This window comes from Amycolatopsis umgeniensis, from assembly GCF_014205155.1.
Classification (GTDB): domain Bacteria; phylum Actinomycetota; class Actinomycetes; order Mycobacteriales; family Pseudonocardiaceae; genus Amycolatopsis; species Amycolatopsis umgeniensis.
In genome coordinates, this window is the sequence record NZ_JACHMX010000001.1 from 3,729,770 (window position 1) to 3,753,644 (window position 23,875).

Below are 23,875 nucleotides of genomic sequence, written 5' to 3' on the forward strand. Positions count from 1 at the left end.
GTCGCGCGGGCGCGCGATAGGGTTTCCCCTAGGGCAGCGACCCGCGATTTTGAGGGAGCGGCTGGTGGACGACGGCAATCTCGAGACAGGCAGAACGGCTTCCGCGGACTTCGTCGTGGTGGCGAACCGGCTTCCGGTGGACCTCGAACGGACCGCCGACGGGAGCAGGCGCTGGACGGCGAGCCCCGGCGGGCTGGTGTCGGCGCTCGAACCCTTCCTGCGATCCCGCAAGGGCGCCTGGGTCGGCTGGCCGGGGGTGCCCGACGTCGAGGTCGAGGAATTCGACGACGACGGCCTGGTCCTGCACCCGGTCTCCCTGACGTCGGAAGACGTCCGCGACTACTACGAGGGTTTTTCCAACGCGACGCTCTGGCCGCTCTACCACGACGTGGTGGCGCGGCCGGTCTTCGATCGGAGCTGGTGGGAGTCCTACGTCCGGGTGAACCGGCGCTTCGCCGAGGCGAGCGCGAAGGTCGCCGCCGAGGGCGCGACCGTGTGGATCCAGGACTACCAGCTCCAGCTGGTCCCCGCGATGCTGCGCGAACTGCGCCCGGATCTCCGGATCGGGTTCTTCCTGCACATCCCGTTCCCCCCGGTCGAGTTGTTCATGCAGATGCCGTGGCGGACCGAGATCGTCCGCGGCCTGGTCGGCGCCGACCTCGTCGGTTTCCACCGACCGGGTGGCGCGCAGAACTTCCTCTGGCTGGCCCGGCAGCTCGCCGGCCTCGAATCCAGCCGCGGCGCGGTCGGCATCCGCACCCGCCCCGGCCTGATGCAGGTCGGCGACCGGACGGTGCGGGTCGGCGCGTTCCCGATCTCCATCGACGCCATCGGCCTCGACAAACTCGCCAAGACCAAGGGTGTCGCCGAACGCGCCGCCCAGCTGCGGCGCGATCTGGGCAATCCGAAGAAGGTCCTGCTCGGCGTCGACAGGCTCGACTACACGAAGGGCATCGACCTGCGGCTGCAGGCGCTGCACGAGTTGCTGCACGAAGGCCGCGTCCGCCCGGAGGACGTCACGTTCGTCCAGCTGGCCACGCCGAGCCGCGAGCGCGTCGAGCACTACCAGCGGATGCGCGGCGACATCGAGCAGATGGTCGGGCGAATCAACGGTGAATTCGCCCGCGTGGGTCACCCGGTCGTGCATTATCTGCACCAGTCCGTGAACCGGACCGAACTGGCCGCGTTCTTTTCCGCGGCCGATGTCATGGTGGTCACTCCCCTGCGTGACGGGATGAACCTCGTCTGCAAGGAGTACGTCGCCTGCCGCCACGACCTCGGCGGCTCGCTCGTACTGTCCGAGTTCGCCGGCGCCGCGGCCGAGCTGACCAGTGCGCTCCTGGTCAACCCGCATGACCTGGACGGGGTGAAGAACGCCTTGGAGACTGCCATTACGCTCGACCCCGCAGAGGGACGCCGCCGTATGCGCGCCATGCGTCGTCAGGTCCTCACGCACGATGTCGACCGCTGGGCGCGCTCGTTCCTCCAAGCGCTCGGTGCCGAACCGGCCGACTGAGAGACTTCCCCCATACCCCGCATAGTTCCCGAGGAGAAATCGTTGACCGCCGAGGCACTGCCCGCCGAGCTCCGGCGCGCGATTGTCCAGGTCGCGCGGACCCCGCGGCTGCTGGTCGCCTGCGACTACGACGGCACGCTGGCCCCGATCACGGCCAACCCGGACGAAGCCCGGCCGCTGCCCGAATCGGTGGGCGCGCTCAGGTCGCTGGCCGGCCTGCACGAGACGACCACCGCGGTCATCTCCGGCCGCGCGTTGCGCGATCTCGCCACCCTGTCCCGTCTCCCCGCCGAAGTGAACCTGGTCGGCAGCCACGGGTCCGAGTTCGACATCGGCTTCATCCACGCGCTCGACGAAAAAGCCCGTGAGCTCCACAGACGGCTCGAAGCCGAACTCGAGAACCTGGTGCTCGACGTGCCGGGTGTTTCGCTCGAGGTCAAGCCCGCGAGCATCGCGGTGCATGTCCGCCGCGCCGAGCACGAGGCGGGCCGCCGCGTCCTCCGCGATGTCCACAATGGACCTTCGAACTGGGAGGGCGTCTCCACCACGGACGGCAAGGAGGTCGTCGAGCTCGCGGTCGTCCAGACGGACAAGGGCCGCGCGCTGGACACCCTGCGCCACCAGGTCGGCGCGACGGCGGCGATCTTCCTCGGCGACGACGTCACCGACGAGAAGGCGTTCGCCCGGATCTCCGGGCCGGACCTCGGCGTGAAGGTCGGCGAGGGCGAAAGCCTGGCGCAGTACCGGGTCCCGGACACCGTCGACGTCGCGATGGCGCTCGCCTTCCTGCTCGAAGAGCGCCGCAACTGGCTCTACGGCGAGCAGGCGCCGCCGATCGAGCGGCTTTCCATGCTGGCCAACGAACGTTCGGTCGCGCTCGTCACGCCGGACGCCCGGCTGACCTGGCTGTGCCACCCCGGCCCCGACGCGCCCGCGATCTTCGCGGATCTGCTCGGCGGCGCCGGCGCGGGGCACTTCTCGATCAAACCGCACCGCAACGGCCTGCCGCTCGGGCAGCGCTACCTGCCCAACACGATGACGGTCGAGACCCGCTGGTCGCGGCTGCTCGTCACCGACTACATCGAGCCGGAGAGCCCCGCGCACCGCACGGATCTCGTCCGGGTGATCTCGGGTGAGGCGGCGGCGGAGATCGTGTTCGCGCCCCGGCCCGAATTCGGTGGTGTGCCGGTGAAACTGGTCGCCCACGACGACGGGCTCCTGGTGCAGGGCACCTCGGAGCCGTTCGCGCTGCGTTCGCCCGGCGTGGAATGGGAGATCACCTCCGACGGCATGAACGACACCGCGACGGCGCTCGTCACCCCGTCCCCGGAGAACCCGGTGGTGCTCGAACTCCGTTGCGGCACCTCGGATCTCGGCGCGCACGAACTGTCCGAAGTGGAGCGACGCGCCCGCGCGGGCGACTACTGGAGCACCTGGGCGCAGACGCTCAAGCTGCCCAGCGTCCAGACCGACCTCGTCGGCCGCTCGGCGCTGACGCTGCGCGGGCTCGTCAACACCGACACCGGCGGCGTGCTCGCGGCGGCGACTTCGTCGCTGCCGGAGGAGATCGGCGGCGTCCGCAACTGGGACTACCGGTACTGCTGGATCCGCGACGCGGCCATGACCGTGCGCGAACTGGTCCACCTCGGCTCCACGGAGGAGGCGGAGGGCTACCTCCGCTGGCTGCACGGCGTGCTGTCCACTTTGGCCGGTCCGGAACGGCTGCACCCGCTGTACACCTTGGCGGGCAGCGTGATCGGCGCCGAAGCGGTCATCGAGTCGCTGCCCGGGTACGCCGGTTCGCGGCCGGTCCGCGTCGGCAACCTGGCGAACCACCAGGTGCAGCTGGACGTCTTCGGCCCGGTCGTCGAACTCGTGCGGACGCTGGCCGAGGCGCGCGGCGAACTGCGCGACGAAGACTGGCAGATGGTGCGCGCGATGGCCGAGGCCGTCACGCGGCGCTGGAACGAGCCGGACCACGGCATCTGGGAGGAGCGGCACGTACCGCGCCACCGGGTGTACTCGCGGGTGATGTGCTGGGTGACCATCGACAGGGCGATCAAACTGGGCGAGGTCTACGGCCGTCAGGTACCGGGCGCGTGGCCTTCGCTGCGTGACGAGATTTCCGCCGACGTGCTGGAGAAGGGCTGGAACGAAGAGGTCCAGGCCTTCACCACCGCCTATGACGGAACGGACCTCGACGCCGCGTCGCTGTTCGTCGGGCTGACCGGCCTGATCGATCCGGCCGACCCGCGGTTCCAGTCCACGGTGACGGCGATCGAGGCGGAACTGCGCAGCGGGTCCACCGTGTACCGGTATCGCCGCGACGACGGGCTTCCCGGCGGTGAGGGCGGGTTCCACATCTGCGCGGCTTGGCTCATCGAGGCGTACCTGCTCACCGGGCGACGCACCGAGGCCGAGGAACTGTTCACGCAGATCGTCGATGCCGCGGGCCCGACAGGTCTGCTGCCCGAGCAGTTCGACCCGATCGCGGAACGCTCGCTGGGCAACCACCCGCAGGCGTACTCGCACATCGGGCTGATCCGCTGCGCGAACCTGCTCTCCCAGTAACGTCACTTCGCGCGTGAAGGCCCCCTTCACGCGCGTTCAGGTTTCGTGCCGGGACTGGGGGCAGGTGGCGTTGCGAAAGCCACTTTCGCAACGTTGAAGGTTGCGAAAGTGGCTTTCGCGACGTGTCCCAGCGGGTCGGCTCCCTGGCGAGCGACGGTCTGGCGCTCACCGCTGCCTCCCCCACGACCGCGTGTCGCGAAAGCCACTTTCGGGACGTCTGATGTCCCGGAAGTGGCTTTCGCGACACCTCGACAGCGCGGGAGCGGTCCCCGAGCCAGACGCCGCGAAGGGGCCCTTCACCGCATGTCACGCGGTGAAGGGCCCCTTCGCAACGGTGGAGTCGTCGCGCCGGCTGCAGTCCAAGGGGTCGTGGCCTTCGCCTTCTCGGGAGAACGAAGGTCACAGACGAACAGCCGGCGCGACGGGTTCGAGGGCGGGTCAGGTCCCGCTGATCAGGCGCAGGGCCAGATCGGAGCTGAACTGCCCGGCTTCGACGTTCGGCGCGATCCCGCACTTGCCGTCGGAGTCACCGGGCACCTTGACCCACAGCAGCATCTCGGCGCCGCCGCCGGTCTGCGAAGGCGTCCCGAGCTTGCGCCCGGCCGGGTTGCACCACTCGGAACCCTTGGGGCCGTTGCCGTTGCGGCTCGTGTCGATCACGAACGGCTTGGTGTAGCCGTACTTGCTCGACAGCGCGGCGCTGACGGCCTTGCCGTAGTTGGCCGAGTCGGTGGTGGTCTTGTAGTTCGACACGTTGATCGCGAGACCGCGGATCGACTTCACGCCGACGGCGTTGAGCCGGTCGGCCATGGTGGCGGCGGGGATCCAGGTCGAGTTGCCGCCGTCCATGTAGGCCCAGGTGTTCGGGGCCTTCGCGGCGAACTGCTCCGCGGCGAACTTGAGCAGGTCGAGGCGGGTCTGACGCTCGCCGGCGGGCAGGCAGTCGACCTGAGCGAGGGCGTCCGGCTCGATGATGACGACCGCGGGCTTGCCGCCGATGCCGTCGGCGAAGTTCGAGATCCAGGTCTTGTACGCCGCCGGGCTGCCCGCGCCGCCACCGGAGTGACCGCCGCAGTCGCGGCCGGGGATGTTGTAGGCGACCAGGATCGGCAGCTTGTCCGCCACGTCGGCGGCGTAGGTGTAGCCGTCGACGGCCTTCTTGACGTCACCGCTCCAGTTGCCGAACCAGCGCGCGCCCGCCTTGGTGGAGATGGCGGCCTTGATCTTGTCGGCGGTGCTGCCCGGGTGGTCCTTCACCCAGACCGCGGGGTTGGAGTTCGGGTCGACGTAGAAGCCGTTGGTCTTCTCAAGGGGGTTGCCGTCGGCGGCCTGGGCCGGCGAGGCGATGAGGGCCAGCAACGAGGCGGCCAGCAGACCGAGCGTCTTGATGCGCATGCCCACCAGCTTCTCGATCACTTGTACAAGATTCGTACAACCCTCGCGTTTCGTCCTCTGAACGCGCTACCGCGAGCAGAGGACGAAACGCGAGGGGATCAGGCCGAGTAGCCCTTCGGCGGGATCAGGGTGGCGAGCTGGTTGAAGGTGAGCCAGTAGATCTGGTTGCCGCCGAAGTTGGCCGGGTCGGCGATCTTCACCGTCATGTTGTCGCTGTTGTAGCCGATGATCGTGAAGTAGTGGTAGATCGTGTAGTTCGGGTAGCCCGGCGGGTGGTTGTTCGCCGGGGCGACGATGTTGGCGACGAGCGCGTAGCCCTTGTCGACGTCCAGCACGATGTCGCGCCACAGGAGGTCGCGCTGCGCCTGTGACGGCGGGTCGTTCGGCATCTCCTTGGTCTCGTACCAGCCGCCCGCGACGTGGTTGTTGAGGACGCGGGTGACCTGTCCGATCCAGTCGGTGCCGTTGGTGCTGGTCGGGAGCTCGTTCGCGAGCTGCTGCTGACTCGGCGGGTTGCCGTTCTTGGCCGAGATGGCGATCCGGGTGGCGGCCGGGCCGCACCAGTAGCCGGTCTCCTGGATCTGGTACTGGATGTTGAGTTCGGCGGCCGCCTTGACGCCCTCGACCTTGGCGGGCGGCGCCATCGAGTTCACGAAGCCGGGATCGACGTACTTGTCCTGAGCGACGGCCACCGCCGGAGCGGTGATCAGTGCGGACGCCGCGAGCGCGGCGATTACCGCGGACCTGAGCCTGCGCATGGTAATCCTTCCCCAGTTTCACTTTTCATTGGTGAATAGTGAACAGGATCGCGCCTCGCGAGGCTTTTGTCTTGATCTCCACCTGCGCTTTCCCCGAGTGGCCCACGACGAAAGTAGGATCGGATGAACGCTCGAGGGGTCATCGGGCAAGAGCGATCGTGCAGGTGATGAGAAACGATCACGAGCAGGCAGGCTCGCGGGGACTGGACAGGCCGGATCTCGGCGGTCCCGATCCCGCTCCCGTCTTCGGCATGCTCTTCGACGCCCACGCGGCCCCGCTGCAGCGCTATCTCGCCCGCCGCGTCGGCACCGAAACCGCGCACGACCTCGTCGCCGAGACGTTCCTCGTGGCTCTCCGGCGGCGGGAGACGTACCGTCCGGAGGCCGGAACGGCGCGGGCATGGCTCTACGGCATCGCGACGAACCTGCTCCGGCACCACGTCCGCACCGAGACCCGCGCGCTCGCCGCGACGGCCCGGCTCGCGGCCACCGACCAGGTGGTCACGGCCGGGCACGACGGCCGCGTCGCCGAACGGGTCGACGCGCAGTCCCGCGCGGCCCAGCTGGCGGGCGCGCTGGCCGAACTGAGCGTCGCGGACCGCGACACCCTGCTGCTGGTCTCCTGGGCGGGCCTGGACCCCGGCGAAGTCGCCGAGGCGCTGGGCATCCCCGCCGGAACGGTCAGATCCCGGCTGCACCGGATCCGAAGATGGTTGCGCGCCAACGCGCCGGAGTCCACAAAGGACGAATCGAGTCACGAGGAGGAGGGCGAAAGTGCACGGCGGTAACATCAGGAAGGTGTGGTCGGAGGCCGAACTCGACGAGGCGCTGGCCGAACTCCACGCCGAGCCGGAAACCCGGCAGGACGAGCTGTCCCGGGCCAGGGCCGCGCTCCTGCGCGCCGCGGGCGAGGTCGAAGAAGAACTCCACCCGGCGACAGCGCCCCCGGTAAAAAAACGGCCGGGCTCGTGGCGATGGATCGCGGCCGCGGCCGCCGCGGCGCTGGTGTCCGGCGGGGGGATCGTGGCGACGAACGCCTTCGTCGGCGAAGGCGGCCAGGACCCCGCGGCCCACTCGGTCCTCGCCCCGGGCGATGACGTGCTCAAAGCCCTTCGCGGCGACAACTTCCCGCTTCGCGAAGGTCAGTACCGGCTCGCCACGGAATCCACCTGGACCACACGCGTCACGAAGTCCGGGCTGGTCTACCAAACCCACGAGATCCTCGAACGCTGGCTGGGCCCGAACACTTACGTTCCGTCCAAGGCGCGCTTCACCGGAACCGGCGAGATCCGCTGGATCAAGGGTGACTACCAGACGGCGAAGGCCGCCGGGGACGCGATCCCGGCCCCGTCCTCGGTCACCTGGGAGGAACGCCCGGAGTCGCCGAGCACCACGACGTCGTCGATTCCACCGCCGCGGGCCACGACGACCTCCGTGCCGCCGCCCGCCATCCCGCCCCGGGATCGCCTGCCGTCCGAAAGCGGGTGGACGGACCCCACCACGGCGTTCCTCACGGAACTGCCGATCGATCCGGCGAAGATGGCCGAGAGGATCCGTCACGACGGCGTCTGGCGCGACGGCCGCCCGGCGGAACAGCCGAACTCGCCACACGAGATGTTCGAGATGGCCTTCAACGTCCTCCGCTCGTCCCAGGGCTTCGGCGCGCAGCGGGTGGCACTGTGCCAAGCGCTCGCGCGGATGTCCGGCATCGCCACGGAGAGCATGACCACTTCGGACGGACGGCCCGCGCTGTCCTTTTCGGTCGTGCTGCCGAATCAGACTCGCACGTTCATCGTCGACCTGGCGACGGCGGCCGTCGTCGGGAGCCGCGCCGTCCGGCCCCATGACGAGAAAGAGGACTGGCCGGGGCTGACCTTGTTCGACACGAAGATCTCGGTGGTGATCACCGACGTGAACGGCCCCTAAGGCGCGTTAGTGGGCATGTTTGGCGGCGTTGAGCGCGCTTCCGACGTCTCCCACCTCCAGTACCCGGATACCCGGCGGGATCTTGCCGGAGTCCGGCGGCACCAGCGCGTAGGTGAAGCCGAGCCGGGCGGCCTCCGCGAGCCGCCGCCCGACGCTCGGCACCCGCCTCACCTCACCCGACAACCCGACCTCGCCCATCGCGACGAGTTTGGGTGAGAGCGGGGTGTCCGTCGCCGACGAGATCAGCGCCAGCACCACCGCGAGGTCGATGCCGGGCTCGGTGATCTTCATGCCGCCGACCGTCGCCACGTAGACGTCCTTGTTGCCGACCTTGAGGCCCGCCCGCTTCTCCACCACGGCCAGCACCATCGCGACCCGTGCCGAATCGAGGCCGCTCACCGCGCGCCGGGGCTGGGGTGCCTGGGTGTCCGAAACCAAGGCCTGTACCTCGCCCAGCAGGGGCCGCTTGCCCTCCATGGTCACCGTGACGGCGGTGCCCGCGACAGGCTCGGCGGTATGACTCAGGAAGAGTCCCGACGGGTCGGGCACGCCGACGATGCCCTCCTCGACCAGCTCGAAACAGCCGATCTCGTCCGCGGCGCCGAAGCGGTTCTTGATCCCGCGCAGCATCCGCAACGTCGAGTGCTTGTCGCCCTCGAACTGCAGGACGACGTCGACCAGATGCTCCAGCACACGCGGCCCGGCGACCGAGCCGTCCTTCGTGACGTGACCGACCAGCACGATCGGCAGCCCGCGTTCCTTGGCCAGCGCGACCAGCCCGGAGGTGACCGCGCGGACCTGGGTGACCCCACCCGGGGCGCCGTCCACCTGCGGCGAGGCCATGGTCTGGACCGAGTCGACGATCAGGACGCCCGGTTTGACCGCGTCGACGTGGCCGAGGATCGCGGAGAGGTCGCTCTCGGCCGCGAGGAACATCTCGTCGTGGACGTTGCCGGTGCGCTCGGCGCGCAGGCGCACCTGCCCCGCCGACTCCTCGCCGGTGACGTACAGCGCGCGTCCCGCAGTGGCCGCCCATTGATAGGCGACCTCCAGCAGGAGGGTCGACTTGCCGACGCCGGGCTCCCCGGCGAGCAGGATGACCGCGCCCGGCACGAACCCGCCGCCGAGTACGCGATCCAGTTCGGAGACGCCGGTGGGCTTGGCACGGGCCGTCTCGACGTCGACCTCGCCGATCGGGCGTGCCGGGGCGCTGGGCGCGCCGGCGGCGACCCTGGCTATCGCGGGACGGGCGTCGCCGCGTTCCTCGATCGTTCCCCATGCCTGGCACTCGGGGCAGCGCCCGACCCACTTCGGCGCCTCGTACCCGCATTCACCGCAGCGGTAGGTGCTGCCTTTCTTGACCACTCCGCGAGGCTAGCGGGCACCACCGACAAACCCCGGCAGCGACGGACCTGGGAGCCGAAAGGCCCTTTCCCCGCATGGGACGCAGCGAAAAGGGCCCTTCACCGCATGAGATGCGGTGAAGGGCCCCTTCAGCCCGTCTACGGAGACCTAGTGCCCGCCGCCCTTGGCTTCCTTCTCCGGCGCGGGTTCGCGGCTGCCCGGATGCGACGGCGCCGCGACCGGCAGGTCCAGCGTGACCGAACCGGAGTTCTTGAAGACGAAAGTGACCTTGATCGTCTGGCCCGCCCACAGCGGCTGCTTCAGGCTTTGCAGCACGATCGTGGCCTTGCCCACCTCGGTGGGCTGCTCCGGGCCCACGGACGGCGTGACCGTCCCGGCGACGCTCGACGACGGGGCGCCGGACTCGCTGCTCGACGGGGCTCCTGAGGACGACGGGGCACCCGAGGACGACGGCGCACCGGAGGAGGCGGGCGCGGAGGAGGGGGCGCTCGTCGGAGCGACCTCCTTGGTCGACTCGACCGCGTCGGACGGGCCGATCACGAGCGCGTGGCTCGCGACGACGACCTTGGCGCCCGAGATCTTGGCGTCACCGGTGGCGGCTTCGGAGGAGACCGAGACGAGCTCGTCGTCCTGCTTGCCCTGGTTCACGATGGTCAGCGTCAGCGGCACGGCGGCACCTGCCGGGTACGCCTGGCCCTCTTCCGGGAACTGGAGCGCGGCGTTCCGCAGCACCAGCTCCTTCGCCTGCGCGTACGTCCCGTTGACCGCGGGCTGCTGCGAGTCGGTCTGGGTGATCTGACCAGCACCGCAGCCGGCGAGCACGAGCGCGGCGCCGAGCGCCAGCACACCTGCGCCGAACACGCGACGATTCTGCAGCCTCACGTCGGAGTCCTTCCATGTCACGGCCTCTTCACCGCGAAGACTAGCCGGGCGACTTCGCGGGCGGAGAACCCGGTGCGTGTTGACACGCCACCAATGCGGTGACGTGCCCAAGATCAACCGTCCACAAAGGATTTGGAAATCGTTCGCTTCTCACCAGCGTGAGCATGGGCGAATTGGGTTTGTCAACCCCCGGGCGGACCACCGTCAGGCCGCTGACCTGCGACGACGATCGCGGGCCGCTAGGTGGGCCTCGTCGGCACGTGCTAAGATGAATTCAGCGAAAGGGGCAGAGGACACATGGTTTTCAAGGTCGGAGAGACCGTCGTCTACCCGCACCACGGTGCCGCACTCATCGAAGCCATCGAGACCCGCGTGATCAAGGGCGAGGAGAAGAAGTACCTCGTCCTCAAAGTCGCGCAAGGGGATCTTACGGTTCGCGTGCCCGCTGACAACGCCGAGATCGTCGGTGTTCGTGATGTCGTCGGGCAAGAAGGACTGGACAAGGTTTTCGACGTTCTGCGTGCTCCGCACACCGAAGAGCCCACTAACTGGTCTCGTCGGTACAAGGCCAACCTCGAGAAGCTCGCCTCCGGCGATGTGAACAAGGTGGCCGAAGTGGTGCGCGACCTCTGGCGGCGAGAGAAGGACCGCGGACTTTCAGCCGGCGAGAAGCGCATGCTGGCGAAGGCGCGGCAAATTCTGGTCAGCGAGCTCGCGCTCGCGGAGGGCACCGACGAGGACAAGGCTGAAGTCCTCCTCGACGAAGTTCTGGAAACCGCGGCAGTCTGAACCGGCGGGTGTCCCACGCCAGGTGAGGCTGCGAGGGATACCTCTACGATCGCGCACATATGAGCACAATCCATATGAGCACAATCGTGTTCGTCACTGCCGTTCGACACCATGCCTCCGACGCGGAGCTCGCTCTCGCGCCGGTCAATGGTGAAGCTCTACTCACGCACACTGTGCGGGGGCTGCTCGCTCTGCCGGATCTCGATCTGGTGGTCGTGGCGGCCCCCGAGCGGTGTGCTCATTTGTTTTCGGCCGCTTTGCTCGGCTTCGAAGAGCGTTGCCGGATAGTACCCGGCCCGTCGCTCAAACACGCTTTCGACACCGTCGAAAAAGAGATCGCCGGGAATCCGGTCTTCCTCGTGCACGACGCCTTGCGCGCTTTCACTCCCGCGGACACGGTCCGTACCGTCGCGGACGCTGTCCGTGCGGGCGCCCCCTTCGTGGTTCCCGTACTACCGATGGCGGACACCGTGAAGGTGACCGACACGGCGAAGGTGATCACGGGCACGGAGGACCGCGCATACCTGCGTACGGCGCAGACCCCGCTCGGCTTCACTCGTGAGACTTTTCTCTCGTATGTCGATAAACCGTCTCTCGACGGCGCGCACACCGTCGCCGGGCATCCCGATGCGATGCGCGTCACCACTTCGTTCGAACTGAAGCTGGCCGAAGCGATCGCAGTGGCCGGAGAAGAAGAGGAAACCCTGTGATCACTCGCGCCGCGCTGCTCAAGTGGGCAGAAGAGCGCGCGTGCGGCCGGCAGGCTCCGCGATCGCGGCGGCAGGGCGCCTTCCCCGGGCCCGCTCGTAAGTCACCAACGTGCGCCATGGCGACGCGATCGCGGTCGCGCGCTTCGGCGGGAAAAGAGGAAACCCTGTGAGGATCGGCAATGGCGTCGACGTCCACCCCATCGAAGCCGGCCGCGAATGCTGGATCGCCGGTCTCCTCTGGCCCGGCGTCGACGGCTGCGCGGGACACTCCGACGGCGACGTCGCCGCGCACGCGTTGTGCGACGCGCTCCTGTCCGCGGCCGGGCTCGGCGACCTCGGCGCGGTGTTCGGCACGGGCGATCCGAAGTGGGCGGGCAAACACGGCGTCGAGTTCCTCGCCGAGGCGCGGCGCCTGGTCGAGGCGGGCGGCTGGACCGTCGGGAACGCGACCGTCCAGATCGTCGGCAACGCGCCGCGCGTCGGGAAGCGCCGCGAAGAGGCGCAGAAGGTCTTGAGCGAGGCCGTCGGCGGGCCGGTGAGCGTCTCCGGGACGACGACCGACGGGCTCGGCCTGACCGGCCGCGGTGAAGGCATCGCGGCGTTCGCGACAGCGTTGCTCCTGCCGTCCCAGGAATAGCCCACTCCGGGAGCCGGTTCGGGCAGTCATGGCAGTCACACTTCCCGAGCCGGTCCGTGCACTGGTGGACGGCAAGAACTTCGCGACCGTGGCCACGTTGGACGCCGACGGCGGCCCGCAGACCTCGGTCATCTGGGTGGGCCTCGAGGACGGCGATCTGGTCTTCAGCGCCACCGAAGACAGGCTGAAGGTGCGAAACCTCCGTCGCGACCCTCGCGCCAGTGTGTCGATCACCGACGCGGAGAACCCGTACCGGCACACGCAGCTGCGCGGCACGGTCACGATCACGGCGGACCCGGACAAGACGTTGCCGAAGACGCTCAGCCACAAGTACCTCGGCCAGGACCCGCCGGCGGAAGGCCCGGAGGTCGAGCGGGTGATCGTCCGGCTGCGGGTCGATCGGATCGCCGGGAACGTCCGTTGATTAGGCTTTCGGCATGGGTGTGACTTTCAACGACGCGACCAAGAAACTCCTCGACGGCAACAACTTCCCGGTCCTCGCGACCCTCAACGCCGACGGCTCCGCGCAGACGTCCGTGCTGTGGGCGAAGCGGGACGGCGACACGATCGTCTTCGCGACCGTCCGCGGCCGTCTCAAGGAGCGGAACATGGCACGGGACCCCCGCGTGTCCGTCTCGGTCTTCGACCAGGACAACCCGTACGACTACGCCGAGATCCGCGGGACCGTGGAGATGACCGACGAGGGCGGCCGCGAGCTGATCAACGAGCTCTCGCACAAGTACCTCGGCAAGGACTACCCGGACGAGCCGGCGGAGGTCGTCCGCGTGCTGGTCCGCATCACGCCCACCAAGATCACCGGCAACGCCGCCTGACGTGAGACGAACGGCCCGGCCCCGCCGGGATCGGGCCGTTCATCTCACACGCGGAAAGAGGCCAGGACCCCGCTGTCGTGGCTAATGTGGGGTTCGTGACCTTTCGCGCTGTGTTGTTCGACTTCTCCGGCACGGTCTTCCGGCTCGAGCAGGACGAGACCTGGCTCGCCGACCTCACCGACCACTCCGGCGAAAGCCTCGACCTCGAAGCCCAGACCGAACTGATGCGCCGGATGACCGCACCGGTCGGCCAGGTCGTCGATCTCGACGAGGAGCATCTGCACGCCTGGCACAACCGCGACCGCGACCCGGTACTGCACCGCAAGGTGTACCTCGAGGTCCTCAAGCAGTCCGGGGTCCCGCACGCCGACCAGGCCGTCGCGCTCTACACCCGGCTGATCGATCCCACCCAGTGGACGCCGTACCCGGACACCGAGGCCGTGCTCAAGGGCGTCTCCGGCAAGGGAGTCAAGGTCGGGGTGCTGAGCAACATCGCCTTCGACATCCGGCCCGCCTTCAGCCGCTGGGGCTGGGACGCCTTCGTCGACGAGTTCATCCTGTCGTTCGAGGTCGGAGCGGTGAAGCCGGAGCCGGAGATCTTCCGGACGGCCATCGAGCGGCTCAGTGTCGACCCGGCGGAGACGCTCATGGTGGGCGACAGCGAGGAGGCCGATGGCGCCGCACGCGAGATCGGCTGCGCGTTCGCGCTGGTAGAGCCGCTGCCGACGCCGGAGCGGCCGGACGCCCTACTCGGCGCTCTGCGTACCCATAACGTGCTGTAATACGGTCACTGCGACGTCGCTCACGCGGACCCCGTACCCTTTTAGGGTGGCACTACACCTCTATGACACCGCGACCCGGAGCGTGCGGGAATTCCACCCCGCCCGTAGCGGAACGGCGTCCGTGTACGTGTGTGGTGCCACCGTGCAGGGCATCCCCCACATCGGCCACGTCCGCGGCGCGCTGAACTACGACGTCCTGCGTCGTTGGCTCGTCCACAGTGGACTCGACGTGCTGATGGTCCGCAACGTCACCGACATCGACGACAAGATCCTCACCAAGGCCGCGGACGCGGATCGTCCCTGGTGGGAATGGGCGTTCACGCACGAGCGCGCCTTCGAATCGGCGTACGAGTCGCTGGGCTGCCTGCCCCCTTCGATCGCCCCTCGGGCGACAGGGCACGTCACGCAGATGGTCGAGCTGATGCAGCGGCTGATCGACGGCGGGCACGCGTACGCCTCTGGCGGCGACGTGTACTTCTCGGTCAAGGCGTTCGACGGCTACGGCGAACTGTCCGGCCAGAAGCTCGACGAGGTCCAGCAGGGCGAAAGCCTCGGCGAGGGCAAGCGCGACCCGCGCGACTTCACGCTGTGGAAGTCCGCGAAGCCGGGCGAGCCGTCGTGGCCGACGCCTTGGGGCTCCGGACGTCCCGGCTGGCACCTCGAGTGCTCGGCGATGGCGACGGCGTACCTCGGCGGCGAGTTCGACATCCACGGCGGCGGCGTCGACCTGGTCTTCCCGCACCACGAGAACGAGCGCGCCCAGTCCAACGCGGCGGGTGACCCGTTCGCGCGGTACTGGCTGCACAACGCCTGGGTGACCATGTCCGGCGAGAAGATGTCGAAGTCGCTGGGCAACACCGTGTCGATCCCGGAGATGCTGCGCAACTACCGGGCGCCCGAACTGCGTTACTACCTGGTCCAGCCGCACTACCGGTCGACGATCGAGTACTCCGACGGAGCACTCGGTGAAGCCGCGCAGGGCTACCGGAGGATCGAGCAGTTCCTTCGCCGCACCGCGGGCATCGTCGGCGCCGTCCACATCGGCGAGGTCCCGAAGGAGTTCGCCTCCGCGCTCGACGACGACCTGGCCACTCCGCAGGCCTTCGCAGTGCTGCACAACACGGTCCGCGACGGTAACGCGGCCCTCGACGCAGCCGACAATTCCAAGGCACTCGAAATCGCCGCCTCCGTGCGCGCGATGACCGACGTGCTCGGCCTCGACCCGCTCTCCGCGCGCTGGTCCGAGGCGGGCGGCAACGAAACGCCCACCCGGCAGGCACTGTCCGTTCTCGTGGAAGGGCTGCTCGCCGAACGGCAGCAGGCCCGCGCCGAGAAGGACTTCGCCCGTGCGGACGCCGCGCGTGACCGCCTCCAGCAGGCGGGCATCGTGGTGGAAGACACCCCGAACGGTCCACAGTGGACCGTCAAGGAAGTCTGACACTTACTCGCTTTTCTAGCTCAAGGATTCTCACTCATGGCAGGCAACTCCCGGCGCCAGGGCGCTATTCGCAAGCCCGGCACGAAGAAGGGTCAGGTCGTCGGTTCCGGCGGCCAGCGCCGGAAGGGCCTCGAAGGCAAGGGCCCGACCCCCAAGGCCGAAGACAGGCCCGGGCACAAGGCGTACCGCATGTCGAACGCGCGTGACCGCAAGGAACAGGCTCGGCAGAAGAAGGCGGACAAGCCGGAACTGATCGCCGGCCGCAACCCGGTGGTCGAGGCGCTGCGCGCCGACGTGCCTGCCACCGCGCTGTACGTCGCGATCAACATCGAGATCGACGACCGCGTCAACGAGGCCGTCCGGCTGGCGGGCGACAAGGGCATCTCGATCCTCGAGATCCCGCGCGAGGAGCTCGACCGCAAGACCAACCGGGCCATGCACCAGGGTCTGGGCCTGCAGGTCCCGCCGTTCGTGTACGCCGACCCGCGTGACCTGATGGCGGTGGCGAAGGACTCGGGCCAGACCCCGCTGTTCGTCGCTCTCGACGGCGTCACCGACCCGCGCAACCTCGGTGCGGTGATCCGCTCGGCCGCCGCGTTCGGCGCGCAGGGCGTCCTCCTGCCGGAGCGGCGCAGCGCGGGCATGACCGCGGTCGCGTGGCGGACCTCCGCCGGCACCGCCGCCAAGCTGCCGATCGCCGTCGCGACCAACCTCACCCGCCAGCTCAAGGCGTGGAAGGACGACGGCCTGATGGTCGTCGGCCTCGACGCGGACGGCTCGGTCGACATCGACGAACTGGACCTCGCGGCGGACCCGCTGGTCATCGTGCTCGGCTCGGAAGGCCGCGGCCTTTCCCGGCTGGTGCGCGAGACCTGCGACGCGACCGTGTCGATCCCGATGGCCGCCGGTGTCGAGTCGCTGAACGCGTCTGTCGCGGCCGGAGTGCTGCTGGCCGAGGTGGCGCGCCGTCGCCGTCTCGCGGGACGTGTCTGACCCCGCACTTCGTCACCCACCGGCAGCGCTATACGTCAGGCGAGTGTCGGTACAGGTGGTCGTGAGTGGTGAGGACGGTTCTCGCGGAGCTCGGGCTGGCGTGACCAGCATGCCCCACGACGACGAAGGATTTGGGACACTGAACGTCCCAATTCCTTCATCGTCGACTCGACGCCCTACCGCTCACGACCACTCCGACCGGCCAGCGCGATGCTGAGTTCTCGCGGTTGCATGGTCGAGCCACCACACGGGTGTCGTGACCGGGTATGAGACCGAGTGACCCCGTCGTCCTTGCGCAGGTCAAGCGTAGGTAGGTGAATACGGGTCCGCTCTAACCGTCCTCACCACTCACGACCCACCCGACCCAACGCTGACTGATGTCGCGAAAGTGGCTTTCGCGACATCCACCGGCAGGCTGGAGTGTCCCGGGAAGAGAGTCGTGACGGACTCTTAGGGCTTCAGCGTTGCGACCGGCAGCGCTATACGTCAGGTGAGCGTCGGTACAGGTGGTCGTGAGTGGTTAGTTCATCGACACCGGGCGGGGCGCTCAGGCTAAGGTCACCAGCGGATAACGCGTAACCGCTTCTGGGGGACCCCGCACCGATGTCGTTCATTTCGCCACTGTTCCTGTGGTACTTCATGCCGGCGGTACTGCTCGCCGTGCTGCTGTGCCCACGCAGCTGGCGCAACGGCATCGTCGCCGCGGGCAGCCTGATCTTCTACGCCACCGGCGCGGGTCCGTACACACTGGTGCTGATCGGCTGCATGGTCGTCAACTTCCTGGCCGGGCCGGCGCTGGAGCCGAACGCGTGGGACCTGCAGAACAAGCGGCGCAAGCGGCTGCTGCTCGGGGTCATCGGCCTCAACGTCGGCATGCTGCTGATCTGGAAGTACGCGGGCTTCGCGACGCAGCAGATCGCGGCCGTGACGCACTGGTTCGGCGGCGGTTTCCCGGTCGCCGACCTGGTCATCCCGATCGGCATCTCGTTCTACACGTTCCACCACATCTCCTACGTCGTGGACATCTACCGCGGTGAACGCCGCGCGCTGCGCAACCCGGTGTCGTTCGCCGCGTACATCGCGATGTTCCCGCAGCTGGTGGCCGGGCCGATCGTGCGCTACCGCGAGATCGCCGACCAGCTGCCGCAGCAGCGATCGCATCGCCTCGACGACATCGCCGCCGGTTTCCCGCGGTTCGCGCTCGGGCTGTGCAAGAAGACGATCATCGCGGACTCGCTCAGCCCGATGGTGGACGCCTGTTTCAACACCCCGCCGGATCAGATGACCTTCGCGATCGCCTGGCTCGGCGCGATCGGCTACACCCTCCAGCTGTTCTTCGACTTCTCCGGATACTCCGACATGGCGATCGGGCTCGGCCGCATGCTCGGCTTCCGGCTGCCCGAGAACTTCGCGAGACCGTACTCGTCGGTGACCATCACCGAGTTCTGGCGACGCTGGCACATGTCGCTGTCGCGCTGGTTCCGCGACTACGTCTACATCCCGCTGGGCGGCAACCGCACCGGCGCCGGGCACACGTACCGGAACCTGTGCATCGTCTTCGTGCTGACCGGGTTCTGGCACGGCGCGCAGTGGACGTTCCTGATCTGGGGCATCTACCACGGCGCGCTGCTGATCGTGGAACGCGCTTTCGGCTACGACGTCACCCCGAAGACCCAGGCCGCCCGCATCGGCCGCCGCGCGCTGACCCTCGTGCTCGTGGTCTTCGGCTGGGTGTTCTTCCGCGCCAAGGATCTGCCGCACGCGCTCGGCATGATCGGGCACATGGTGCTGCCGGACTTCACCGGCCTCACCGACGTCGTCGAGAGCGCGGTGACCAACCAGCGGCTGCTCATCCTGCTGTGCGCGCTGGCGATCGTGTTCCTGCCCGCGCATCCGGTGACCGGGCCGCTGCTGGAGTCCTCGCGAAGCCGTCCGGCGACGGCGCTGCGGATCGGCGTGATGACCGTGGGGCTGGTGTACGCGGCCATCCTGATCGCGACAGGGACGTTCAGCCCGTTCCTCTACTACCAATTCTGATGGAGCACCGAGAATGACGGATCTGGCCAGCCAGCCCGGCGTGATCCCCTACGTCGACAACCACGACGGTCCGCGCCGGCTGCTCGTCGTGGACATTCCTCCCTTCAGTGCCAACACGGTGCGCCACTACGTGCCGCTCGCGAGCATCGACGGCAGGCAGTACGTGGTCTCCTGGGGTTCGGTCACCTTCGAGATCCCCGCGGACCGGAACGTGCATGTCAGCGTGCATCTGCAGACCAACTACGCGACCGGGGTGACCTCGACCCCGTTCGCGTCGATCGTCCTTGCCCCGCATCCGGGGCCGGTCCGGCTGGCGACCCAGTTCACGACCAACGCCGAAGGAGCACTGTTGCCGGTCGGCTAAGTGCCCTGGCGCCGGAGGGACGCCAGGGCACTCGCTCAGCCGAGACCTGTCAGCAGGTCGGCGAAGACCCGTGGCTTGCTGAAGTAGCCGACGTGCGACGAGGCCAGGGTGTGCACCTCGAACGGGTTGTGCGGTGTCAGCTCGTCGGCCTTGCGGATCATGTAGTCCTGGACGGCCGGGGTGATGCCGAGATCCGAGGCGAGACGGACGTAGGTGTGCGGGACCCGCCCCCATCCGTCGACCTGTACCAGCGCCCCCGGTTCGAGCACCGCGTAGCTCTCGTCCGGGTCCAGGGAATCCAGCAACAGCCGGAACTGGTGGTCGGTGGAGTCGGCCATGATGGCGGCCTTCAATTCGGCGAACAACGCCGGGTCGCCGTGGGCGCTACGCCAGTTCAGCCGGGCCACCCCGGGTTCCTTCACGTCCGGCACGGTGATCCGCGCCGCCAGGGCGTCCAGCAGGTTGTCGTCGACCACGTCCCACGGCTCGGTGAGCATGGACGGGTCGCTGAGGCAGAGCGCGGAGAGGTAGACGACACGGTCGAGCAGTTCCGGCGCGGCGTTGGCGACGGCGCTGATCGTCAGCCCTCCGAGACTGTTGCCGACCAGGACGAGAGGTGCCTCGCCGTCGAGCCTCCGCAGGGTGTCCTCCACGTGCTTCACGTTGTCCTGCAACGTGATTCCGCGCAGCGGGGAGGGAGCGGCCGCCAGTGCCGCGAGGTCCTGGGGTTGCCGGTAGTAGGCGGCCGGGCTGTCCGTGAGGTCGCCGTGACCGGGTAGGTCGACGGCGTGCGAACGGTAACCGCGCAGGGCCAGTTCGTTCTGCAACGGGCCCCAGGCCCGCGCGTTACTGGAACCGCCGTGAACGAAGACGAAAATGGGGCGCGAAGATGCGCGCATGGTGAAGATCCTTGTCATCCCTTGGCGAACGGTGGACGTGGACCTTGGCGTCGGCGAGGGCCGGTACCAGGGTCAGCGCGTCGATCGGAGGCGGAAAGCCTGCCAGGTGTGGATGACGGAACACATGGTGATCATCCTAGCGAGGGGCGCCGCCGGACGCCTCTGATTTAACGGACGGCAGGCCACGGGCCGCGTCGAGCACCAGCCGAGAGAATTCCTTGCCGCGCGCCATCGGCAGGTAGTGACCCGCCTTCGGGACGGTGATCAGCCTGCCGTCGGCGCAGGCGCCGAGGAATCGGCGCTCGTGGCGGCGGAAGTGGTCGCGCGAGCCGTTGATCAGCCAGGTCGGGCCCGGGTAGGTGCCGAGTTCCGCGAGTACGTCGAAGGCGGCGAAAGCCTCGGCGACGTCCGGGATCACCTCGGTCGCGATGCCGCCGCCGATCACGGCCTCGGCGAGCTTCGGCGGCAGCACACTCCGGAACTGCCGTCGGCTGAGTCCTTCTCCTCGGTCCGGGAGCCGCATGAGCAGGCGATGGGCGACGCGGAAGGGCGCCTCCAGTGTCCTGCCAGGCAAGTAGGTCGAGTCCGCGACGACGAGACCCGCGACGCGCTCCGGATGACGGGCCGCCGCGGCGATCGCGACATACCCACCGAGCGAGTGTCCGACGACCAGGCTGGGTTCCTCCATTCCTTCGACGACGGCGTCCGCCGCGCCGGCCAGGGTGAACCGCTCGCCTCGGCGGGTGCCATGCCCCGGTAGATCGACCGCTCTCGCGGGGTGTTGGAGCAATTCGAGCTGTTCGGACCAGGCGGCACCGCTGAGCCGGATGCCGTGGACGAAGACGATGGGGACCATGGGCCGCCTCCTGAATGCAACGCACCGTTGCGTTGCAAAGTACCCGCGTCTCTCACGCAACGCAACGGTGCGTTGTATTCTCGGGCCGTGAACATCCAGAACGGCCCTCGCAAGGCGGAGGCGATCTTCGCCGCAACGCTCGAACTGCTGGCCGAGCACGGCTACGAGAGGCTCGCCATCGAGGCCGTCGCCGCCCGATCCGGCGTCAACAAAACGACGCTGTACCGGTGGTGGCCGTCGAAGGACGCGCTCCTGGCAGCGGCACTGCGCGATTCGGGACTGTTCGCCGTCGACATCCCGGACACCGGCAGCCTCCGCGGCGATCTTCTCGCCGTGGCGACGCAGATCCACCGGCTGCTGACTTCGGAGCACACCGCACCGGTCGTCACGGCGACACTGACGGCGGGGCCCCGCCGCCCGGAACTCGGTGACGTGTCACGGAGTTTCTTCGCCGACCGCATGGCGCGGGAAAAGCCGATCTTCGAACGCGCCGCCGCGAGGGGCGAACTGAGGTCCGGTGCCGATCCCGTCGTCGTCATGGATCTGCTCGCGGGCGCGATCTGGTTCCGGCTGTTGCTGCGCGGCGGCGACACAGGACCGAATTTTCTCGAAGAAGCCGTCGACACCGTGCTGAACGGGGCCGCGTGAAAATCACCTTGAAGATCGAATCCGAGCGACTCGAAGATTATCTCGCCGCTGACGCGATCATCGATCACCATCACCCGCTGATCCGCGAAACGGCTGACAGACTGTCACCGACCGGCGGCACCGAAGTCGACGTGATTCGTTCGATGTTTCACTTCGTGCGCGACGACATCGCCCATACGGTGGACGCCGCCGATTCCCGGGTCACTCTTATGGCCTCCGAGGTTCTGCGCGAACGGGTCGGCCTCTGCTACGCGAAGGCCCACCTGCTGGCCGCTTTGCTTCGCGGTCAAGGCATCCCCACCGGGTTCTGCTATCAGCGGATCGGCGTCCTGCACGGGCTCAACGCCGTGTATCTCGCTGGTCTGGACCGGTGGATCCGGCTCGACCCGAGGGGCAACAAAAATGGTGCGGACGCCCATTTTTGCCTGGAAGGTGAGCGCCTCGCGTGGACTCTGGACCCCGCACGAGGCGAGATCGACTTCCCCACGGTGTACACCGCACCGTCTTCGGCCGTTGTCGAAACACTGTCGTCGGCGAAGCCCGGTTCCGCGTGGTACGAAGGAATCCTTCCGCACGCTCCGTGAGCGGTTTTTCCGTGTTTCGACGAAACCTCGGCCCCGAATAAGGTATAGCCGTGCGTCACGTTCGCTGTTGGTACCTTTCCCCCGAATTTCTTATTTCGGCATTGTCACGATGCGCGTAGAGTAACTCCCCGCACTCGAACAGATACGCACTGCGTTCGTCCGTTCGAGTGCGGATCAAGGAGGTGACCCCCGTGCCCGCGGAAGCCGACCGGCTCCGCCGTACCCCATTGCAAGAGATCTTCTGGACCAGGACGAGTCTGCTGCTCACCGTACTGGTCGTCATCGCGGGCCTCAGCCTGTGGATCTCCAGCATGATGGATCCCGGCGCCGGTAAAACGCTGCTCACTTCACTGGGCACCGGCACCCTGATCTCCGCGGTGGTCGGCTTCGGCCAGACCCTGATCACCGCCACCGCGTCACAGCGCGCGATGGTGACCCCGGTGATCGAGGAAAGCCGGCGCGCGCTGGAAGCGCTCAGCGCCGAATACCGTTCGCTCAACAAGGAGTTCTTTCCCACCCACGTCTTCGAGGCGACCGCCGATCCGGATCCGTTGTTCAACCGGGTCATGACCGAAGACCTCGACGTGGCCCGGCACTACTTCTTCCGCGGCTTCTCCGGCAGGCACGCCGCGGCCCGATTGCTGTTGTCCCGCACCGAAAGGGAGCTACGCGTGGTCATCGCCGACCCGCGTGACGAGGGCGCCATCAGCGGCAGGGCGCGTTATCTCCTGCGCAGCGAAGAAGCGGGCATGGACTACGAGACGATCCAGAAGCGGCTCGACGACGAGATCAGCATCGGCCTGGTCGGGCTGTTCCTGGCGCGCAGCCGGTGCTCACTGGTGGACATCACCGTCGTCGCCGACCCGCCGCTGGACCGGCTCGAGGTGTTCGACGAGAGCGTCTGGGTGACCTTGTACAGCGACATCCGCGGGGCGACCACGCTGTATCCGCGAACGCTGCGGTTCAGCGAGGGTTCCTTTCTGTACAACAAGGAACGCTCCGAGTTCCTGCGTGTTTCCCAATCCCGTTCCGGACGGCACTTCCGTATCTCCACCACGACGACGAGGGCGGATTTCCTCGCCCTGTACGAGAAGATCACCGGTTCTCCCCTGTCCGAAGAGAACTTCCTCGAACTGGAAGGGAAATTCCACGCCTTCCGGAAGGAGTTCACCACACTCGCCGAGCTGAACCCCTGACTTCTCGGCGCCGAAGAGCACTAGAACTGAGGAGCTTGAGTTGCTCACTCGCTTGTCCCCCCTCACCCAACTGGCCGCGCTGCTCCGTACGACGGATCTGCCGCTGGCACAGCATTGGCAAGTCGTCGACGAGATCTTCCGGGACTGGACCTCGAGACCGGATCTGCGCAGCGATCTCCGGCGGCACCTGGATTCGCTGAGTCCGGACGAGGCGAGCGCGGTACTCGGCAGATCCCGTGAGACGACCACCCATTTCGCCTGGTGCCTGCTCGACTCCCCGACGGATCCCTTCTCGATCTGGCTCCACGAGTACAAGGCACCGGAGGACTGGCGTGAGGGTTACGCCGATTCCGTGCACAACCACAGATATCACTTCTGCACCACGCTCCTCCGTGGCAACTATGTCCACGAGCGCTATTCGACCCTGCGCGACCAGCTCTCCGGATTGATCACATCGGTTCGGTTACGACGTAGCACGCTGTGTCAGGCGGGGTCGGTAGGCATCATGTACGCGGACGAGTTCCATCGGATTCCCGAAGCCACCGAAGGGACTATGACGTTTTTGGTGAAATCACGCCCAGTGAGCGAGTTCAGTCTTTCCTATGACCCGAAGACCGGAATCGGGCATCGTCACGTTCCGGTGGAGGTCCGATTGGGGGACCTGGCCGGCCGCATCTAACTACACACCGCCGTCAA

Annotated in this window: 24 protein-coding genes; 18 read left to right on the forward strand and 6 right to left on the reverse strand. The window is 67.8% G+C overall.

Annotated features, from left to right (window positions below; translation table 11 throughout):
• Nucleotides 1-64 precede the first annotated feature (64 nt).
• On the forward strand, nucleotides 65-1,516 hold the full coding sequence (locus tag HDA45_RS17230; RefSeq protein ID WP_343072089.1) for an alpha,alpha-trehalose-phosphate synthase (UDP-forming): 1,452 nt from the start codon (nucleotides 65-67) through the stop codon (nucleotides 1,514-1,516).
• A 42-nt stretch (nucleotides 1,517-1,558) separates the two neighbouring features.
• On the forward strand, nucleotides 1,559-4,087 hold the full coding sequence (otsB, locus tag HDA45_RS17235; protein WP_184896554.1) for a trehalose-phosphatase: 2,529 nt from the start codon (nucleotides 1,559-1,561) through the stop codon (nucleotides 4,085-4,087).
• Between the two features lie 438 nt (nucleotides 4,088-4,525).
• On the opposite strand, the gene HDA45_RS17240 is transcribed toward otsB, so the two are convergent.
• On the reverse strand, nucleotides 4,526-5,482 hold the full coding sequence (locus HDA45_RS17240) for a glycoside hydrolase family 6 protein (protein WP_184905730.1): 957 nt from the start codon (nucleotides 5,480-5,482) through the stop codon (nucleotides 4,526-4,528).
• Nucleotides 5,483-5,580: 98 nt separating this feature from the next.
• Nucleotides 5,581-6,240 (reverse strand): C39 family peptidase, encoded by a 660-nt coding sequence (locus tag HDA45_RS17245; RefSeq protein ID WP_184896556.1) that lies wholly within the window; start codon nucleotides 6,238-6,240, stop codon nucleotides 5,581-5,583.
• Between the two features lie 158 nt (nucleotides 6,241-6,398).
• Between HDA45_RS17245 and HDA45_RS17250 the strand changes: the two genes are divergently transcribed.
• Together HDA45_RS17250 and HDA45_RS17255 are read left to right on the forward strand one after the other, a co-directional pair.
• Nucleotides 6,399-7,028, forward strand: coding sequence for a sigma-70 family RNA polymerase sigma factor (locus HDA45_RS17250; protein WP_184896558.1), 630 nt, complete (start codon nucleotides 6,399-6,401; stop codon nucleotides 7,026-7,028).
• Entirely contained in the window at nucleotides 7,015-8,166 is a 1,152-nt protein-coding gene (locus HDA45_RS17255; RefSeq protein ID WP_184896560.1) for a CU044_5270 family protein, read from the forward strand. The genes HDA45_RS17250 and HDA45_RS17255 overlap by 14 nt, the downstream gene beginning before the upstream one ends.
• Before the next feature lie 6 nt (nucleotides 8,167-8,172).
• On the opposite strand, the gene radA is transcribed toward HDA45_RS17255, so the two are convergent.
• Together radA and HDA45_RS17265 are read right to left on the reverse strand one after the other, a co-directional pair.
• Nucleotides 8,173-9,531: a DNA repair protein RadA gene (radA, locus tag HDA45_RS17260; RefSeq protein WP_184896562.1), complete on the reverse strand. Its 1,359-nt coding sequence runs from the start codon at nucleotides 9,529-9,531 to the stop codon at nucleotides 8,173-8,175.
• A gap of 147 nt (nucleotides 9,532-9,678) precedes the next feature.
• Entirely contained in the window at nucleotides 9,679-10,413 is a 735-nt protein-coding gene (locus HDA45_RS17265) for a copper chaperone PCu(A)C domain-containing protein (protein ID WP_184896564.1), read from the reverse strand.
• Nucleotides 10,414-10,710: 297 nt separating this feature from the next.
• Between HDA45_RS17265 and HDA45_RS17270 the strand changes: the two genes are divergently transcribed.
• The 10 genes from HDA45_RS17270 (at nucleotide 10,711) to HDA45_RS17315 (ending at nucleotide 18,996) form a co-directional block, all read left to right on the forward strand.
• Entirely contained in the window at nucleotides 10,711-11,202 is a 492-nt protein-coding gene (locus HDA45_RS17270) for a CarD family transcriptional regulator (RefSeq protein ID WP_005165253.1), read from the forward strand.
• A gap of 74 nt (nucleotides 11,203-11,276) precedes the next feature.
• Nucleotides 11,277-11,912, forward strand: a complete 636-nt coding sequence (locus tag HDA45_RS17275) for an IspD/TarI family cytidylyltransferase (protein WP_184905733.1) — start codon at nucleotides 11,277-11,279, stop codon at nucleotides 11,910-11,912.
• A 166-nt stretch (nucleotides 11,913-12,078) separates the two neighbouring features.
• Nucleotides 12,079-12,549, forward strand: a complete 471-nt coding sequence (ispF, locus tag HDA45_RS17280) for a 2-C-methyl-D-erythritol 2,4-cyclodiphosphate synthase (RefSeq protein ID WP_037318231.1) — start codon at nucleotides 12,079-12,081, stop codon at nucleotides 12,547-12,549.
• Nucleotides 12,550-12,577: 28 nt separating this feature from the next.
• Nucleotides 12,578-12,973, forward strand: coding sequence for a PPOX class F420-dependent oxidoreductase (locus HDA45_RS17285; protein ID WP_184896566.1), 396 nt, complete (start codon nucleotides 12,578-12,580; stop codon nucleotides 12,971-12,973).
• A gap of 13 nt (nucleotides 12,974-12,986) precedes the next feature.
• Complete coding sequence (locus HDA45_RS17290) at nucleotides 12,987-13,382, forward strand: PPOX class F420-dependent oxidoreductase (protein WP_184896568.1); 396 nt, start codon at nucleotides 12,987-12,989, stop codon at nucleotides 13,380-13,382.
• A gap of 95 nt (nucleotides 13,383-13,477) precedes the next feature.
• Nucleotides 13,478-14,164, forward strand: a complete 687-nt coding sequence (locus HDA45_RS17295; RefSeq protein ID WP_184896570.1) for an HAD-IA family hydrolase — start codon at nucleotides 13,478-13,480, stop codon at nucleotides 14,162-14,164.
• Nucleotides 14,165-14,210: 46 nt separating this feature from the next.
• On the forward strand, nucleotides 14,211-15,602 hold the full coding sequence (gene cysS, locus HDA45_RS17300) for a cysteine--tRNA ligase (protein ID WP_184896572.1): 1,392 nt from the start codon (nucleotides 14,211-14,213) through the stop codon (nucleotides 15,600-15,602).
• A 36-nt stretch (nucleotides 15,603-15,638) separates the two neighbouring features.
• Nucleotides 15,639-16,595, forward strand: coding sequence for a 23S rRNA (guanosine(2251)-2'-O)-methyltransferase RlmB (gene rlmB / locus HDA45_RS17305; protein WP_184896574.1), 957 nt, complete (start codon nucleotides 15,639-15,641; stop codon nucleotides 16,593-16,595).
• Nucleotides 16,596-17,198: 603 nt separating this feature from the next.
• Complete coding sequence (locus HDA45_RS17310) at nucleotides 17,199-18,632, forward strand: MBOAT family O-acyltransferase (RefSeq protein ID WP_184896576.1); 1,434 nt, start codon at nucleotides 17,199-17,201, stop codon at nucleotides 18,630-18,632.
• A gap of 13 nt (nucleotides 18,633-18,645) precedes the next feature.
• On the forward strand, nucleotides 18,646-18,996 hold the full coding sequence (locus tag HDA45_RS17315) for a hypothetical protein (RefSeq protein ID WP_184896578.1): 351 nt from the start codon (nucleotides 18,646-18,648) through the stop codon (nucleotides 18,994-18,996).
• A 35-nt stretch (nucleotides 18,997-19,031) separates the two neighbouring features.
• On the opposite strand, the gene HDA45_RS17320 is transcribed toward HDA45_RS17315, so the two are convergent.
• Nucleotides 19,032-19,895, reverse strand: a complete 864-nt coding sequence (locus HDA45_RS17320) for an alpha/beta hydrolase (RefSeq protein ID WP_184896580.1) — start codon at nucleotides 19,893-19,895, stop codon at nucleotides 19,032-19,034.
• A gap of 136 nt (nucleotides 19,896-20,031) precedes the next feature.
• On the reverse strand, nucleotides 20,032-20,751 hold the full coding sequence (locus tag HDA45_RS17325) for an alpha/beta fold hydrolase (protein WP_184896582.1): 720 nt from the start codon (nucleotides 20,749-20,751) through the stop codon (nucleotides 20,032-20,034).
• Nucleotides 20,752-20,838: 87 nt separating this feature from the next.
• Between HDA45_RS17325 and HDA45_RS17330 the strand changes: the two genes are divergently transcribed.
• The 4 genes from HDA45_RS17330 (at nucleotide 20,839) to HDA45_RS17345 (ending at nucleotide 23,858) form a co-directional block, all read left to right on the forward strand.
• Entirely contained in the window at nucleotides 20,839-21,399 is a 561-nt protein-coding gene (locus HDA45_RS17330) for a TetR/AcrR family transcriptional regulator C-terminal ligand-binding domain-containing protein (protein WP_184896584.1), read from the forward strand.
• On the forward strand, nucleotides 21,396-21,983 hold the full coding sequence (locus HDA45_RS17335) for a transglutaminase domain-containing protein (RefSeq protein WP_184896586.1): 588 nt from the start codon (nucleotides 21,396-21,398) through the stop codon (nucleotides 21,981-21,983). The genes HDA45_RS17330 and HDA45_RS17335 overlap by 4 nt, the downstream gene beginning before the upstream one ends.
• 149 nt (nucleotides 21,984-22,132) lie before the next feature.
• A complete protein-coding gene (locus HDA45_RS17340; RefSeq protein ID WP_221472092.1) occupies nucleotides 22,133-23,179 on the forward strand; it encodes a hypothetical protein in 1,047 nt (348 codons plus the stop codon).
• A 40-nt stretch (nucleotides 23,180-23,219) separates the two neighbouring features.
• Complete coding sequence (locus HDA45_RS17345; protein ID WP_184896589.1) at nucleotides 23,220-23,858, forward strand: hypothetical protein; 639 nt, start codon at nucleotides 23,220-23,222, stop codon at nucleotides 23,856-23,858.
• The last annotated feature ends 17 nt before the right edge of the window (nucleotides 23,859-23,875 follow it).

What these genes read in the sequence shown, in the direction of transcription:
- HDA45_RS17240 (WP_184905730.1), bottom strand. Translation starts at nt 5,482, where the DNA reads ATGCGCATCAAGACGCTCGGTCTGCTGGCCGCCTCGTTGCTGGCCCTC.
- HDA45_RS17245 (WP_184896556.1), bottom strand. Translation starts at nt 6,240, where the DNA reads ATGCGCAGGCTCAGGTCCGCGGTAATCGCCGCGCTCGCGGCGTCCGCA.
- HDA45_RS17270 (WP_005165253.1), top strand. Translation starts at nt 10,711, where the DNA reads ATGGTTTTCAAGGTCGGAGAGACCGTCGTCTACCCGCACCACGGTGCC.
- HDA45_RS17275 (WP_184905733.1), top strand. Translation starts at nt 11,277, where the DNA reads ATGAGCACAATCGTGTTCGTCACTGCCGTTCGACACCATGCCTCCGAC.
- HDA45_RS17285 (WP_184896566.1), top strand. Translation starts at nt 12,578, where the DNA reads ATGGCAGTCACACTTCCCGAGCCGGTCCGTGCACTGGTGGACGGCAAG.
- HDA45_RS17290 (WP_184896568.1), top strand. Translation starts at nt 12,987, where the DNA reads ATGGGTGTGACTTTCAACGACGCGACCAAGAAACTCCTCGACGGCAAC.
- rlmB (WP_184896574.1), top strand. Translation starts at nt 15,639, where the DNA reads ATGGCAGGCAACTCCCGGCGCCAGGGCGCTATTCGCAAGCCCGGCACG.
- HDA45_RS17310 (WP_184896576.1), top strand. Translation starts at nt 17,199, where the DNA reads ATGTCGTTCATTTCGCCACTGTTCCTGTGGTACTTCATGCCGGCGGTA.
- HDA45_RS17315 (WP_184896578.1), top strand. Translation starts at nt 18,646, where the DNA reads ATGACGGATCTGGCCAGCCAGCCCGGCGTGATCCCCTACGTCGACAAC.
- HDA45_RS17320 (WP_184896580.1), bottom strand. Translation starts at nt 19,895, where the DNA reads ATGCGCGCATCTTCGCGCCCCATTTTCGTCTTCGTTCACGGCGGTTCC.
- HDA45_RS17325 (WP_184896582.1), bottom strand. Translation starts at nt 20,751, where the DNA reads ATGGTCCCCATCGTCTTCGTCCACGGCATCCGGCTCAGCGGTGCCGCC.